Origin of the sequence: Cellulomonas humilata, assembly GCF_030814415.1 — a bacterium.
Lineage (GTDB): Bacteria > Actinomycetota > Actinomycetes > Actinomycetales > Cellulomonadaceae > Cellulomonas > Cellulomonas humilata_A.
Map to the genome: position 1 here is coordinate 402,823 of NZ_JAUSVB010000005.1, position 15,443 is coordinate 418,265.

Genomic DNA, 15,443 nt, shown 5'->3' on the forward strand with positions numbered 1-15,443 from the left:
CGGGCTGAGTCCAGCTCGCTGAGACATGTGGAAGGGCCTGAACAGCCCGACTGACCACGAAGGAGAACAGCATGGCCAAGCACAGCAAGGCGTACCGCGCCGCGGTCGAGAAGATCGAGGCGGACCGCCTCTACACCCCGCTCGAGGCCGTCCGCCTCGCGCAGGAGACCTCGACCACCAAGTACGACTCGACCGTCGAGGTAGCCTTCCGCCTCGGTGTCGACCCGCGCAAGGCGGACCAGATGGTCCGTGGCACGGTCAACCTGCCCCACGGCACCGGCAAGACCGCCCGCGTCATCGTCTTCGCGACGGGCGAGCGTGCCGAGCAGGCCCGTGCGGCCGGCGCCGACGAGGTCGGTGGCGACGAGCTGATCGACAAGGTCGCGGCCGGGTACACCGACTTCGACTCCGCCGTCGCGACGCCGGACCTCATGGGCAAGGTCGGTCGACTGGGCAAGGTCCTGGGCCCGCGTGGTCTCATGCCGAACCCGAAGACCGGCACCGTGACGATGGACGTGGCCAAGGCCGTGTCCGACATCAAGGGTGGGAAGATCGAGTTCCGCGTGGACCGTCACGCGAACCTGCACTTCATCATCGGCAAGACCTCGTTCAGCGACACGGCGCTCGTGGAGAACTACGCCGCCGCGCTCGACGAGATCCTGCGTCTGAAGCCGTCCGCCTCGAAGGGTCGCTACATCGCGAAGGCGACCTTCTCGACGACGAACGGCCCCGGTATCCTCGTCGACCAGAACAAGACGCGGAACCTGCTCGACGAAGACGCCGCCTGACGGTCGTCCTCTGCACGACGAAGGCCCGGTCCCCCCTGCGGACCGGGCCTTCGCCGTTCGTGGGTGTGGCCGACCGTCAGTACGGCAGCCACTGCGTGAGGCAGGTGCCTCGCTCGCTCGAGCACTCCAGCCGCAGCGGCCCGTCCGGGTGGACGTCGAACCGGAAGTACCCCACGTCGTCGGTCTCGATGGTCGCGACGACACCCTCGGGCGTCCGCAGGCTCACCCGTCCCGGCGTCGCCGGCAGCAGCTGACCCTCGATCGACGACGACTCGACCTCCACCTCGACGCCGAGGTCATGACCCTCGAAGACGAGCGTGCGCGAGCTCCCGCCGGAGCGGTCGCGGACGCCGACGGGCGAGTCGAGCGCGGTGGAGTCGTAGACGAGCTCGAGCAGCAGGAGGTCCATCTCCAGCCCCGCGCGTGCGTCGACCATGCCGCGGTGCGCGCGGAACGCCACGTCGGCGCTGGCGACGACCCGGTCGTAGGTCTCTCGTTCGGTCAGGGCTGCGATCAGCTCTGCTCCGAGGGCCTCGTCGTCCACCCAGGGCGAGGCGGGGCCGGTGGAGCTGTGGGCGCGGTCATCCGAGTGCCAGGACATCGCGTCCTCCTTCTTCAGCCGTGGAAGCCGTCCAGGCCTTCACGTAGTTCTTGATCGCTGCCGTCTGTCGCAGGCGGGCGAGTCCACGGCCCCGGGTGGGGCCGATCGAGCCGACGGGAACGCCGAGCTGCTCCGCGATCTCCGCGTAGCTGAGCGGTGGGTCCACCGCGAGCATCAGCAGGATGTCGCGCTGGTGGTCGGGCAGCTCCGCGAGGCCCTCGCGCAGCGCACGCTCGCGTTCGACCGCCAGCATCCGCTCGTCGAGGTCGGAGTCGGACACACCGTCCAGCCGGCCGGTCTGCGGGTCGACCGGCACGGTGCGCCGGTTGACGTTGGTGACCCGGATGCACTCGTGCCGGGCCGTCGTGGCGATCCACCCGGGCAGGGCGTGCGGATCGCGGAGCTTCTCGAGGTTCTCGAGCAGGTTCAGCCACACGGTCTGTGCGACGTCTTCGGCCTGGTGCGGGGTGAGCCGGAACTGACGCACCCGCGCCACGACCGCCGGCGTGTGCCGGCGCACGATCTCGCCCCAGGCCCGTGAGTCCCCGGCCAACGCGCCCACGACCAGCGCGGGGGCGTCCCAGCGACGGTACGGATCCTCGTCATCCATGTCTGCATCCCTTCGTCCTGCGACTCGGGTGCCATCATGGCGCGCGGTGGGAACGGTGCCCAGCACTTCAGACTCCCGGCAGGATGTCGAACGTCTGGCCGAAGTCCGGCATGGCTCGGCCGGTGGCCAGCAGCTGGACGTACGCCTGGCGTGCGGAGAGTCCCCGCTCGTGCATGAGTCGCGCCACCGCCCCGGCCACCTGCGGGGCCGCGAACGACGTCCCGCTCCAGCGCGAGAACGCGTCGGCGGGGAAGGACTCGGGGTCCTCGGTGAAGTCGGGGGACTGCTCGCCCTCGACATAGGTCGACAGCACGCCCTCGCCGATGGCGGAGCAGTCCACCCACCAGCCGCGGCTCGAGAACGCGCTCGGTCGCAGGTCCGCGGTGAGCGCGCCGACGGAGACCACCCGGCGGAACGCTGCCGGCCAGGTGGGCGTGGTGTCGCCGAAGTTGCCGGCCGCGGCGACGATCAGCGCGTCCTCGCCCCGCTCGCGCTCGATCTCGCGGACGGCGTCGAGTGCGGCGGCCATCGCGAGCGACGGCTGGTCGTACTGCGTCTGCGTCCCGAGCGACAGGTTGACGATCTGTGCGCCGTCGCGGATCGCGCGGACGATCGCGCAGGCTACGTCGATCTCGCTGCCGGTCCCACCCGTGCCGAGCGCGCGGTACATCGTGATGTCGGCGGTCGGCGCGACCTGGGCGACGACGCCGCTCACGAACGTGCCGTGCCCGGCGGAGAAGTCGAGGAAGCCGTCCAGCGGGTCGGCATCGAGCGGGTCGACGTTGATGTCGTCGGCGTGCGTGGCCGGGTCGTTCTGGGTGACCCGCGGGATACCCGTCAGCCATCCGTCGCCGCGCAGCGCACCGTCGATGCCCGTGTCGATCACCGCGACGCGTGCACCGTCGCCCTCACCGGTCGCGAACGTGGCGTACGAGTCGAAGTCGCCGATCGTCGGCACCGCGACGCCGCTGAACGGCTTCACGATCGGTCCGAGCGGGGCGATGTGGGTGAGCGAGGCGGCGAACCCGCGGGCACGCAGCTCGCTGACGGTGTCCTCGAGGTGCTCCGTCGTGGTGGGCTGCTGGGTGACCAGCCGGACCAGTCGGCTCTCGAGGTCCGCACAGCCGAGCTCGGCCTCGACGAGCCCACGACGCTGGACGTACGTGCGCACGCCACGGTCCTGCCAGGACGACTCGGTCACCAGGATCTCCCCGGTCACCACCATCGTCTCCAGCCCGTTGTCCTTGACGAGCACCGCGAGCCGGGTCGCGTGGCGCAGGTTCCACCGCTCCTGGACCGCAGAGTTCAGCCGGCGACGGAGTCCCGCGTCCGTCCGGCGTTGTGCCAGCTCGTCGACCTGTCGTTGCACGCGCTGCCGTACTCGCGCCGGGACAGGCTCGACGGCCGCCCCGGTCCGGTAGTCGCGCCCGAAGGGTCGTCCCGGGATACGGGGTTCGTCCGATGACGTGCTCACATGCACTCCTTGCTCGCCTAGACTCCGAAAGATGTGCCCGTCCGGCCCCGGGTCCGACCCGCCACCGCCGAACGACAAGCCTCTTGCCCTACCAGAGGCCCGAGCCGACCTCCTGATACATCTGAGTTCTCTGATGGACGCCGTCGACGTCGATCCGAGGTCGGTGGAGCCCCAGGCGCAGGCCGTCGTGGTGGTGGCGCGTGCGCGAAAGGACCCCGAGCTGCTCGGGTTGAGCCTACGGCTGCTGGCTGCGACATTTCGGGCACGATGGGACGATTCGTCCGCGCGTCCGCTGCTGGACGAGGCCCTGCGGGTCACCAGGCGGCACCGCGTGTGGCACGTCGCGGCCACCGTGCTCGCCAGCCGCGCGTCCGTCCAGCACGAGCTGGGCGACGTGCGCGCGGCCGCGCGCGACCTGGACGCCGCGCTCGCTGCGATGAGCCGGGCGACGTCCATCGAGCCCGCCGAGCGTGCGCGGTTCCTCGTCCGCGTCGGGCTCTCGCTCGCTGTGGTCGAGCAGCATGCAGGTCGGCTCGCGGAGTCGGAGCAGCGGTACCGCACGCTGCTCGCGTCCGATGCCCTGGACCCGCGTTCGGCGGCGATCGCGACGAACAACCTGGCCCTCGTGCTCGCGGAGCGCGGGGAGTACGACGAGGCGATCGACGCCGCGGACGCCGCCGTGGCCCTCGCGACGTCGCAGGTGCCGAGCCTCGAGGCCCCGCTGGTGCAGAGCCGCGCATGGATCGCGGTGCGGGCCGGGCGACTGCAGGAGGGTATGCGCGACTTCGACCGGTCGGCGCAGGCGTACGTCGACGCGGGCATCCCGCTGGGGGAGTACTACACGGAGTACGCCGACGCGATGACCGACCTGCGGCTCCTCCCCGAGGCGGCTGCCGCTGCGGCCCGGGCGGTCGAGGAGCTCGACGCCGCCGGGCTCCAGCTCATGCTGACCGAGGCGCAGATGCGGCTCGCTCGGATCTTCCTGCTGACCGGTCGTGCGCGGGAGGCCGGCGACCTGGCAGACGTGGCCGCCCGAGCAGCCCGACGTCAGCGTCGCGCGACGTGGTCCGCCCGCGCCCAGCTCATCGGCGTCGAAGCGCGGCTGCAGGCGGGCACGGCGGGCCTCGACGAGCTCGCGGTCGCGCGTCGCGCCGCCGGTCGGCTCGAGAGCTCGGGCGACCTGCACAGCGCGGTGGAGGCGTACCTCGTCGCCGGGCGGGTGGCACTGGACCAGGACCGGCCGCGCTCCGCCGGGCCAGCCCTGTCCCGAGCGCGGGCGCTCGCGGGGAGGGGGCAGGTGCTCGTCCGGCTCCGCGGCCGGCTCGCGGGTGCGCTGGCAGAGCGGGCGTCGGGGAACCCGGCCGCGGTGCTCGCGGAGTGCCGGGCGGGGCTGCGAGACCTCGCCGTCCACCGCTCGGTCCTGCCCACCATCGAGCTGCGTGCGCTCGCGTCGGGGCACGGCGCCGAGCTCGGGGAAATCGGGCTGGGCGTCGTGCTCGCCGGGGCGTCGCCGGCCAAGGCGCTGGCGTGGATGGAGCGGACGCGCGCGGCGGCACTGAGCACGCGCCTGCCGTCGTCGGAGGCTCCCGCCGTCGACCGCCGCAGGGCCGCCCCGAGCGCGGGCGGCGGCGTCCGCGACGCGCCCGTGACGGGTGCGGACGTGCACGTGCCGGTGCTCGACTGGGCCGCGGGGCCGGACGCACCCACGAAGGTCGTGGCGCTGCCGCGGGTGCCCGGGCTCGCGGCCACCCGCGAGGCGCTCGACGGCCGGACCTTGGTCGAGTTCGGGAAGTTCGAGGGTCGGCTCGTGGCGGTGGTCGTCGAGCCGCGACGGACCCGGCTCGTGGAGCTGGGGGCGGAGCAGGACGTCGCCACCGAGCTCCGGCCGCTCCTGTTCGCCCTGCGCCGCCTGGCCAACCCCCGCGGCGGTGCCGCAGCGGACGCCGCACGCGCGAGCGCCGACCTGCGGATCGCCCGGCTGCGGGACCTGCTCATCGCGCCCCTTCGTGTCGGAGAGCAGGACGAGCTCGTCGTCGTCCCGGTGGGCATGCTGCACGGCGTGCCGTGGTCCTGCCTGCACGACGGCCCGCTCGCCCAGGCACCGTCCGCGACGTTCTGGGTCCGCACCCGCCGCGCCGCGCTGGCACGGGACGGAGCCGGTCGGACGGTCCTCGTGGCAGGTCCGGACCTGACGGGTGCGAGCGAGGAGGTCGACGCCCTGCGCGCGGTCCATCCCGGCGCCCTGGTGCTGGCCGCGGGGGACGCGCAGGCGGAGCCGGTGCTCGCCGCGCTGGCCGATGCCGACCTCGCGCACCTCGCCTGCCACGGCTCACCCCGTGCCGACAACCCGATGTTCTCCTCGCTGCTCCTCGCGGACGGTCCGGTGACGGTCCAGGAGCTGCACGGAGCGGGCGTCGCGCCGCACCGCCTGGTGCTCGCGTCGTGCCACTCGGGCGCCGACGTGGCGTATGCCGGCGACGAGGTGCTCGGCTTCGTCAGCGCCATGCTCGCGCAGGGCACGGCCGGCGTCGTCGCCAGCATCGCCGCGGTGCCGGACGTGGCCGCGGTCGACCTCATGCTCGAGCTGCACCAGGGACTCGGGGACGGTCTGACGCTCGCCCGGGCGCTGCACGCGGCCCGCGGACGCGTGGACCGGTCGACCCCCGAGGGCTTCGTCAACTGGTGCACGTTCAGCGCCCACGGCGCCGCCTGAGCGCGGATTTGGTCGGCCTCGGCCCGTGCCGTACTCTGGGAGCACCCAAAGACCGCCGGTCGTCGACCGTGTCGCGCGCACGCAGTGCTCGCGTCCCGATCGCCCGAAGTCCCGCAGCAGCGGAGGCCAGCGCAGGTGAGAGTTCCCGGATGGTTCGGCTTGCGCCGAGCTGCCTGCCGAGCCCCGCGCCTGCGCGGGGCTCTTTCGTCTGTTCGGGGCGTGACGACCGGTGGCACCACCATCGGAAGGATTGCCATGGCGAGGCCGGACAAGGCAGCCGCTGTCGCAGAGCTCACGGACCTGTTCCGTGACTCCAACGCGGCCGTGCTGACCGAGTACCGCGGGCTCACCGTTGCGCAGCTCAAGAAGCTGCGCAAGGCGCTCAGCGGCAACGCAACCTACGCCGTGGTGAAGAACACGCTGACCGCGATCGCGGCCAAGGATGCCGGCCTCGAAGGCCTCGACGACGCGCTCAAGGGCCCGTCGGCGATCGCCTTCGTCTCCGGTGACCCGGTCGAGGCCGCCAAGGGACTGCGTGACTTCGCCAAGGCGAACCCCGCACTGGTCATCAAGGGCGGTGTCCTCGAAGGACGCGCCCTGACCGCTGCGGACGTCACCAAGCTCGCGGACCTCGAGTCCCGTGAGGTTCTGCTGGCCAAGGCGGCCAACGTGTTCAAGGCGTCGCTCTTCCAGGCGGCCTACCTGTTCACCGCGCCCGCCGCTCAGGCTGCACGCACCGTCGACGCTCTCCGGCTCAAGCTCGAGGAGTCGACCGAGGTCGCTGCCTGAGCCATCCGGCCCTAGGCACTCAATGAACCCCCGCTCGGGACGGCCGCACCGGCCCCCGGGCATCGATCGGAAGGAACCGCCACCATGGCGAAGCTCACCACCACCGAGCTCATCGACGCGTTCAAGGAGCTCTCCCTCATCGAGCTCTCCGAGTTCGTGAAGGCGTTCGAGGAGACCTTCGAGGTCACCGCTGCCGCTCCCGTCGCCGCTGCGGCCCCCGCCGGCGCCGGTGGCGCTGCCGAGGTCGAGGCCGAGGAGGAGAAGGACTCGTTCGACGTCGTCCTCGAGGCCGCCGGTGACAAGAAGATCCAGGTCATCAAGGAGGTGCGCGTCCTGACGTCCCTCGGTCTGAAGGAGGCCAAGGACGTCGTCGACGCCGCCCCCAAGGCCGTCCTGGAGGGTGTCACCAAGGAGGCCGCCGAGAAGGCCAAGGCGCAGCTCGAGGCCGCTGGCGCCACCGTCACCCTCAAGTGATCGCCGCCTTCGTGCCGGCCGGTCCGCCGGCAGCACGGAGGTAGCACGCAGCTCGCACACGAGGCCCGCGTCCCGACAGGGAGGCGGGCCTCGTCGCGTTCGCGGCCCGGTCCGGATGGGGGACGGACTTTCGCGGTCACGCCACGTGTGCCACCATGTGCGCGGCGACAACGTCGTCGCCGTGCGGGCGGAGCCGCCCGTTCGTACCGGACGCCTCAGGGTCCGTCGCCCGACTTGTCGGGTGGCGCCAGGAGGTGTCGATGCCGGGTGGACTTTGACTCGGCGGCCGAGTATGCTAGCGCTTTGCGCTGGCCTGTGCCCGCGATCCCGTATAACCCGAGCCCACCCTCGTCGTCAAGACACGTCGTCGTGGGGCTCGCCGGCCGGGGGATCGCGCCTAGCCAGGACCAGTGCAGCGTGCACTCGATCCGCTGGGAAGGACCCCTCTTTTGGCTGCCTCGCGCACCCCTTCTGCTCCGACCGCCGACGCCATCGCGAACCGCACCGCCTCTCGCCGTATCTCCTTCGCCAAGATCCACGAGCCCCTCGAGGTCCCGGACCTGCTCGGTCTGCAGACGGAGAGCTTCGACTGGCTGCTCGGCAACGAGAAGTGGCAGGCCCGCGTGGCCCTGGCCCTCGAGGCCGGTCGGCAGGACGTTCCTGAGACCGCTGGTCTCGAGGAGATCTTCGAGGAGATCTCGCCTATCGAGGACTTCGGCGGATCCATGTCGCTGTCGTTCCGCGAGCACCGCTTCGAGCCGCCGAAGTACACGGCCGAGGAGTGCAAGGAGAAGGACTTCACCTTCGCCGCGCCGCTGTTCGTCACGGCGGAGTTCGTCAACTACACCACCGGTGAGATCAAGAGCCAGACGGTCTTCATGGGTGACTTCCCGCTCATGACCGAGCGCGGCACGTTCATCATCAACGGCACCGAGCGCGTCGTCGTCTCGCAGCTCGTCCGTTCGCCCGGCGTGTACTTCGAGCGCACGGCCGACAAGACGTCCGACAAGGACGTCCTCACGGCCAAGGTCATCCCGAGCCGTGGTGCCTGGCTCGAGTTCGAGATCGACAAGCGCGACAACGTCGGCGTCCGCGTCGACCGCAAGCGCAAGCAGAACGCCACGGTGCTGCTCAAGGCGCTCGGCATGACGGACGCGGAGATCCGCGAGGAGTTCGCCAACTACCCGGCCGTCATCGACACCCTGGACAAGGACCACGTCCAGACGCAGGACGAGGCGCTGCTCGACCTCTACCGCAAGATCCGCCCGGGCGAGCCGCCCACGGTCGAGGCCGGCCGCGCGCTCATCGAGAACTTCTACTTCAACCCGAAGCGCTACGACCTCGCGAAGGTCGGCCGCTACAAGCTGAACAAGAAGCTCGGCCTGGACGTCCCGCTCGCGGACTCGGTGCTGTCGCGTGACGACGTCGTCGCCACGATCAAGTACCTCGCGTCGCTGCACATCGACCTGCCGTCCCTGCCGGGCACGCGTGCCGGCGAGGCCGTCGAGATCCGCGTCGAGCCCGACGACATCGACCACTTCGGCAACCGTCGCATCCGCGCGGTCGGCGAGCTCATCCAGAACCAGGTCCGCACGGGCCTGTCGCGGATGGAGCGCGTCGTGCGCGAGCGCATGACGACGCAGGACGTCGAGGCGATCACGCCGCAGACCCTGATCAACATCCGCCCCGTGGTGGCGTCGATCAAGGAGTTCTTCGGCACGTCGCAGCTGTCGCAGTTCATGGACCAGAACAACCCGCTCGCGGGCCTGACGCACAAGCGTCGCCTGTCCGCGCTCGGCCCGGGTGGTCTGTCCCGCGACCGCGCCGGCATGGAGGTCCGTGACGTCCACCCGTCGCACTACGGCCGCATGTGCCCGATCGAGACCCCGGAAGGCCCGAACATCGGCCTCATCGGCTCGCTCGCCACGTACGGGCGGATCAACCCGTTCGGCTTCGTCGAGACCCCGTACCGCAAGGTCATCAAGGGCAAGGTCTCCGACGAGGTCCACTACCTGACCGCCGACGACGAGGACCGCCACGTCATCGCGCAGGCGAACGCCCCGCTCAAGGCGAACGGTGCCTTCGAGGAGGACCGCGTCCTGGTCCGCGTCAAGGGCGGCGAGATCGAGTACGTCGCCGGCGAGGCCGTCGACTACATGGACGTCTCCCCGCGCCAGATGGTGTCGGTGGCCACGGCCCTGATCCCGTTCCTCGAGCACGACGACGCCAACCGTGCCCTCATGGGTGCCAACATGCAGCGCCAGGCCGTCCCGCTGGTCCGTTCCGAGGCCCCGCTCGTGGGTACCGGCATGGAGCGTCGTGCGGCCATCGACGCGGGCGACGTCATCGTCGCGACGAAGCCGGGTGTCGTCACCGAGGTGTCGGCGGACCTGATCGTCGTCGCCAACGACGACGCCACCACGTCGACGTACCGCGTCGCCAAGTTCCGCCGCTCCAACCAGGGCACCTCGTACAACCAGCGCGTGCTGGTCGACACCGGCGCCCGCGTCGAGGTCAACTCGGTGCTCGCCGACGGCCCGGCCACGGACGAGGGCGAGCTCGCGCTCGGCCGCAACCTGCTGGTCGCGTTCATGTCGTGGGAGGGCCACAACTACGAGGACGCGATCATCCTGTCGCAGCGCCTCGTGCAGGACGACGTGCTCTCCTCGATCCACATCGAGGAGCACGAGGTCGACGCGCGCGACACCAAGCTCGGCCCGGAGGAGATCACTCGGGACATCCCGAACGTCTCCGAGGAGGTCCTCGCGGACCTGGACGAGCGCGGCATCATCCGCATCGGTGCCGAGGTCGGCGCCGGCGACATCCTCGTCGGCAAGGTCACGCCCAAGGGCGAGACCGAGCTGACCCCGGAGGAGCGGCTGCTCCGCGCGATCTTCGGTGAGAAGGCGCGCGAGGTCCGCGACACGTCGCTCAAGGTCCCGCACGGCGAGTCCGGCACGGTCATCGAGGTCCGCACGTTCAGCCGTGAGGACGGCGACGAGCTGCCCGCCGGCGTGAACGAGCTGGTCCGCGTGTACATCGCGCAGCGCCGCAAGATCACGGACGGCGACAAGCTCGCCGGCCGTCACGGCAACAAGGGCGTCATCTCCAAGATCCTGCCGGTCGAGGACATGCCGTTCCTCGCCGACGGGACCGCGGTCGACGTCGTCCTCAACCCGCTCGGTGTCCCCGGCCGCATGAACGTCGGCCAGGTCCTCGAGACGCACCTCGGCTGGGTGGCCAAGCAGGGCTGGGACATCGAGATCGCCGAGGGCGACGACCTGTCCTGGCGCGACGACGTCCCCGCGATCGCCTCGAAGTCGCCGGCCGGCAACCCGGTCGCGACGCCCGTGTTCGACGGTGTCCCGGAGACGACCCTCACCGGTCTGCTCTCGGCCACGCTGCCGAACCGTGACGGTGTGCGCACCGTGGGCGGTGACGGCAAGGCGCGCCTGTTCGACGGGCGCTCCGGCGAGCCGTTCCCGGACCCGGTCGCGGTCGGCTACATGTACATCCTGAAGCTGCACCACCTCGTCGACGACAAGATCCACGCTCGTTCGACGGGCCCGTACTCGATGATCACGCAGCAGCCGCTGGGTGGTAAGGCGCAGTTCGGTGGCCAGCGGTTCGGCGAGATGGAGGTCTGGGCCCTGGAGGCGTACGGCGCTGCCTACACGCTGCAGGAGCTCCTCACCATCAAGTCGGACGACGTCCCCGGACGCGTCAAGGTGTACGAGGCGATCGTCAAGGGGGAGAACATCCCCGACTCGGGCATCCCGGAGTCCTTCAAGGTCCTCCTCAAGGAGATGCAGTCGCTCTGCCTGAACGTGGAGGTGCTCTCCTCGGACGGCGTCTCCATCGACATGAAGGAGAACGACGACGAGGTCTACCGCGCAGCGGAGGAGCTCGGCATCGACCTGTCCCGGCGTCCGAACGCCAGCAGCATCGAAGAGATCTGACGTCGAGCCTGCCGCCCTTCCGTGAAGGGTGGGCGGCGGGCCCGCACCTTTAGCAACATTTCCGTTCAGCCGGGTCACCCCGGCAAGCGAAGGAAGTAGGACCCCCCTTGCTCGACGTCAACGTCTTCGACGAGCTGCGTATCGGCCTTGCCTCGGCCGACGACATCCGTGCCTGGTCGCACGGTGAGGTGAAGAAGCCCGAGACCATCAACTACCGGACCCTGAAGCCGGAGAAGGATGGCCTGTTCTGCGAGAAGATCTTCGGTCCCACCCGGGACTGGGAGTGCTACTGCGGCAAGTACAAGCGCGTGCGCTTCAAGGGCATCATCTGCGAGCGCTGCGGCGTCGAGGTGACCCGCTCGAAGGTCCGTCGTGAGCGCATGGGCCACATCGAGCTGGCCGCGCCCGTCACGCACATCTGGTTCTTCAAGGGTGTGCCGTCGCGTCTCGGCTACCTGCTCGACCTCGCCCCGAAGGACCTCGAGAAGGTCATCTACTTCGCGGCGTACATGATCACGTGGGTCGACGTCGACGGTCGCCACGAGGACCTCCCCAACCTCCAGAACGGGATCGACCTGGAGAAGAAGGAGATCTCGGACCGCCGCGACAACGACATCAACACCCGCGCCACCAAGCTCGAGGCCGACCTGGCCGAGCTGGAGGCCGAGGGTGCCAAGGCCGACGCCCGCCGCAAGGTGCGCGACTCGGCGGAGCGCGAGATGGCTCAGCTGCGCAAGCGTGCCGACCTCGAGCTCGACCGGCTCGACGCGGTCTGGGACCGGTTCAAGAACCTCAAGGTCGCGGACCTCGAGGGCGACGAGATGCTGTACCGCCAGCTCCAGGACCGGTACGGCAACTACTTCGAGGGCTCGATGGGCGCCGCGGCGATCCAGAAGCGTCTCGAGGCGTTCGACCTCGAGGCCGAGTCCGACTCGCTGCGCGAGATCATCAAGACCGGCAAGGGCCAGCGCAAGACGCGTGCCCTGAAGCGGCTCAAGGTGGTCAACGCGTTCCTCACGACGACCAACTCGCCGACCGGCATGGTGCTGGACGCCGTCCCGGTCATCCCGCCGGACCTGCGTCCGATGGTCCAGCTCGACGGTGGCCGGTTCGCCACCTCGGACCTGAACGACCTGTACCGCCGCGTGATCAACCGGAACAACCGCCTCAAGCGGCTGCTCGACCTGGGCGCGCCCGAGATCATCGTCAACAACGAGAAGCGGATGCTCCAGGAGGCCGTCGACTCGCTGTTCGACAACGGCCGCCGCGGCCGTCCGGTGACGGGTCCGGGCAACCGCCCGCTCAAGTCGATCTCGGACATGCTCAAGGGCAAGCAGGGTCGTTTCCGTCAGAACCTGCTCGGCAAGCGCGTCGACTACTCGGGCCGTTCGGTCATCGTCGTCGGCCCGCAGCTCAAGCTCCACCAGTGCGGCCTGCCCAAGCAGATGGCGCTCGAGCTGTTCAAGCCGTTCGTGATGAAGCGCCTGGTCGACCTGAACCACGCGCAGAACATCAAGTCGGCCAAGCGCATGGTCGAGCGCGCTCGTCCGGTCGTGTGGGACGTCCTCGAAGAGGTCATCACCGAGCACCCCGTGCTGCTCAACCGCGCGCCCACGCTGCACCGTCTGGGCATCCAGGCGTTCGAGCCCCAGCTGGTCGAGGGCAAGGCGATCCACCTGCACCCGCTCGTCTGCGCCGCGTTCAACGCGGACTTCGACGGTGACCAGATGGCCGTCCACCTGCCCCTGAGCGCCGAGGCGCAGGCCGAGGCCCGCATCCTCATGCTCTCGAGCAACAACATCCTCAAGCCGTCGGACGGTCGTCCGGTGACCATGCCCTCGCAGGACATGATCATCGGCCTCTACCACCTGACGAACGACAAGGACGAGGCGCTCGGCCACGGCCGGTCCTTCAGCACCGTCTCCGAGGCGGTCATGGCGTTCGACCAGGGTTCCCTGGACCTGAACGCCGTGGTCAAGATCCGCTTCGACGACCTCGTGCTGACCGAGGAGGACGCGCCCGAGGGCTGGACCGAGGGTGACACGCTCATCTTCGAGACGACCCTGGGTCGTGCGCTGTTCAACGAGCTGCTGCCCGTGGACTACCCGTACGAGAACGGCGTCGTCGACAAGAAGCGCCTCTCGGTCATCGTCAACGACCTGGCCGAGCGGTACCCCAAGGTCGAGGTCGCTGCGTCGCTGGATGCGCTCAAGGAGGCCGGCTTCCGCTGGGCCACCCGCTCGGGCGTCACGATCTCCATCTCGGACGTCGCGACCCCGGCGGCCAAGGCAGCCATCCTCGAGGAGCACGAGGGACGTGCGGCGAAGGTGCAGGGCCAGTACGAGAAGGGCCTGATCACCGACGACGAGCGTCGTCAGGAGCTCATCGAGATCTGGACGCAGGCCACCGACAAGGTCGCCAAGGCGATGCAGGAGAACTTCCCGCGCCAGAACACGGTCTACAAGATGGTCGGCTCGGGTGCGCGCGGTAACTGGATGCAGGTCCGCCAGATCGCCGGTATGCGTGGCCTCGTCGCCAACCCGAAGGGCGAGATCATCCCTCGCCCGATCAAGTCGAACTACCGCGAGGGGCTGTCGGTCCTCGAGTACTTCATCGCGACGCACGGTGCCCGCAAGGGTCTGGCGGACACCGCTCTGCGGACCGCCGACTCGGGCTACCTGACCCGTCGTCTGGTGGACGTCTCGCAGGACGTCATCGTCCGTGAGGACGACTGCGGCACCGAGCGTGGTCTGACCATGCCGATCGGCGTCCCGGGTTCGGACGGCGCCCTGCGTCGTCACGACAAGGTCGAGACGAGCGTCTACTCGCGCACGCTGGCGACGGACGTCGCGATCGACGGCGAGATCATCGGTCACGCCGGTGACGACGTCGGCGACGTGCTGCTGGACCGCCTCCTCGAGGCCGGTGTCACCGAGATGAAGATCCGCTCGGTGCTCACCTGCGAGTCCCGCGTCGGCACCTGCGCGCGCTGCTACGGCCGTTCGCTGGCCACGGGCAAGCTCGTCGACATCGGCGAGGCCGTCGGCATCATCGCGGCCCAGTCGATCGGTGAGCCCGGCACGCAGCTGACGATGCGTACCTTCCACACCGGTGGTGTGGCGTCGGCCGACGACATCACGCAGGGTCTGCCGCGTGTCCAGGAGCTCTTCGAGGCCCGCACCCCCAAGGGTGAGGCGCCCATCGCGGAGTTCTCGGGCCGCATCGCGGTCGAGGAGGGTGACCGTTCGCGTCGCCTCGTCCTCACGCCGGACGACGGCTCGGAGGAGATCGCCTACCCGATCACCAAGCGCTCGCGCCTGCTGATCTCGGACGGCGACCACGTCTCCGTGGGCACCCAGCTGGTCCAGGGTGCGGTCGACCCGAAGAAGGTCCTGCGCATCCTCGGCCCGCGTGCGACGCAGAAGCACCTGGTCGACGAGGTGCAGGTCGTCTACTCGTCGCAGGGTGTGGACATCCACGACAAGCACATCGAGGTCATCGTGCGGCAGATGCTGCGCCGCGTGACGGTCCTCGACTCCGGCACCACCGACCTGCTGCCCGGCGAGCTCGCCGAGCGTGGGCGCTTCGAGGACGCGAACCGCGCTGCGGTGTCCGAGGGCGGCCAGCCGGCATCGGGTCGTCCGGAGCTCATGGGCATCACGAAGGCGTCGCTCGCGACGGACTCGTGGCTGTCGGCGGCCTCCTTCCAGGAGACCACCCGGGTGCTCACCGAGGCCGCGATGTCGGGTCGTTCCGACCCGCTGCTCGGCCTCAAGGAGAACGTCATCCTCGGCAAGCTCATCCCGGCCGGGACGGGCCTGCCCCGCTACGGCAACATCGCGGTCGAGCCCACCGAGGAGGCGAAGGCCGAGCTGTACCCGACCTTCGGCTACGACGAGATCGACTTCCCCGCCCTGGGCCTCGGCTCCGGCGAGGCGATCCCGCTCGAGGACATCGACTTCGGCGACTACCGCTAGTCGACAGACGCACGACCGAAGGGCTCACCGGTTCGCCGGTGGGCCCTTCGGCGTTTGC

At 70.0% G+C, this 15,443-nt stretch carries 9 protein-coding genes; 6 read left to right on the forward strand and 3 right to left on the reverse strand.

The window, feature by feature from the left end; all coding sequences use genetic code 11:
• The first annotated feature begins 71 nt into the window (after positions 1 to 71).
• Positions 72 to 788 carry a 50S ribosomal protein L1 gene (gene rplA, locus J2X26_RS18240; protein ID WP_307494119.1) on the forward strand — a complete coding sequence of 239 codons (717 nt, stop codon included), beginning with the start codon at positions 72 to 74 and terminating at the stop codon, positions 786 to 788.
• A gap of 76 nt (positions 789 to 864) precedes the next feature.
• On the opposite strand, the gene J2X26_RS18245 is transcribed toward rplA, so the two are convergent.
• The 3 genes from J2X26_RS18245 to J2X26_RS18255 all read right to left on the reverse strand — a co-directional run bounded on the left by J2X26_RS18245 (position 865) and on the right by J2X26_RS18255 (position 3,473).
• Positions 865 to 1,389, reverse strand: a complete 525-nt coding sequence (locus tag J2X26_RS18245; protein WP_307494120.1) for a hypothetical protein — start codon at positions 1,387 to 1,389, stop codon at positions 865 to 867.
• Positions 1,370 to 1,999, reverse strand: a complete 630-nt coding sequence (locus J2X26_RS18250) for an RNA polymerase sigma factor (protein WP_307494121.1) — start codon at positions 1,997 to 1,999, stop codon at positions 1,370 to 1,372. The genes J2X26_RS18245 and J2X26_RS18250 overlap by 20 nt, the downstream gene beginning before the upstream one ends.
• Before the next feature lie 67 nt (positions 2,000 to 2,066).
• Positions 2,067 to 3,473 (reverse strand): S8 family peptidase, encoded by a 1,407-nt coding sequence (locus J2X26_RS18255; RefSeq protein WP_307494122.1) that lies wholly within the window; start codon positions 3,471 to 3,473, stop codon positions 2,067 to 2,069.
• Positions 3,474 to 3,606: 133 nt separating this feature from the next.
• Here J2X26_RS18255 and J2X26_RS18260 point away from each other — a divergent pair, with 133 nt between their 5' ends.
• The 5 genes from J2X26_RS18260 to J2X26_RS18280 all read left to right on the forward strand — a co-directional run bounded on the left by J2X26_RS18260 (position 3,607) and on the right by J2X26_RS18280 (position 15,385).
• The gene (locus tag J2X26_RS18260) at positions 3,607 to 6,186 is read left to right on the forward strand and encodes a CHAT domain-containing protein (RefSeq protein ID WP_307494123.1); all 2,580 of its coding nucleotides are present in this window, start codon (positions 3,607 to 3,609) and stop codon (positions 6,184 to 6,186) included.
• Positions 6,187 to 6,441: 255 nt separating this feature from the next.
• Positions 6,442 to 6,975: a 50S ribosomal protein L10 gene (gene rplJ / locus J2X26_RS18265; RefSeq protein ID WP_056585871.1), complete on the forward strand. Its 534-nt coding sequence runs from the start codon at positions 6,442 to 6,444 to the stop codon at positions 6,973 to 6,975.
• An 84-nt stretch (positions 6,976 to 7,059) separates the two neighbouring features.
• Positions 7,060 to 7,449, forward strand: coding sequence for a 50S ribosomal protein L7/L12 (gene rplL / locus J2X26_RS18270; RefSeq protein ID WP_056585868.1), 390 nt, complete (start codon positions 7,060 to 7,062; stop codon positions 7,447 to 7,449).
• Positions 7,450 to 7,898: 449 nt separating this feature from the next.
• Positions 7,899 to 11,408, forward strand: coding sequence for a DNA-directed RNA polymerase subunit beta (rpoB, locus tag J2X26_RS18275; protein WP_055912135.1), 3,510 nt, complete (start codon positions 7,899 to 7,901; stop codon positions 11,406 to 11,408).
• Positions 11,409 to 11,515: 107 nt separating this feature from the next.
• On the forward strand, positions 11,516 to 15,385 hold the full coding sequence (locus tag J2X26_RS18280; protein ID WP_307494124.1) for a DNA-directed RNA polymerase subunit beta': 3,870 nt from the start codon (positions 11,516 to 11,518) through the stop codon (positions 15,383 to 15,385).
• Positions 15,386 to 15,443: the final 58 nt, after the last annotated feature.

Excerpts from the sequence above, each read along its gene's own strand:
- rplA (WP_307494119.1), top strand. The coding sequence starts at position 72 with ATGGCCAAGCACAGCAAGGCGTACCGCGCCGCGGTCGAGAAGATCGAG.
- J2X26_RS18245 (WP_307494120.1), bottom strand. The coding sequence starts at position 1,389 with ATGTCCTGGCACTCGGATGACCGCGCCCACAGCTCCACCGGCCCCGCC.
- J2X26_RS18250 (WP_307494121.1), bottom strand. The coding sequence starts at position 1,999 with ATGGATGACGAGGATCCGTACCGTCGCTGGGACGCCCCCGCGCTGGTC.
- J2X26_RS18260 (WP_307494123.1), top strand. The coding sequence starts at position 3,607 with ATGGACGCCGTCGACGTCGATCCGAGGTCGGTGGAGCCCCAGGCGCAG.
- rplJ (WP_056585871.1), top strand. The coding sequence starts at position 6,442 with ATGGCGAGGCCGGACAAGGCAGCCGCTGTCGCAGAGCTCACGGACCTG.
- rplL (WP_056585868.1), top strand. The coding sequence starts at position 7,060 with ATGGCGAAGCTCACCACCACCGAGCTCATCGACGCGTTCAAGGAGCTC.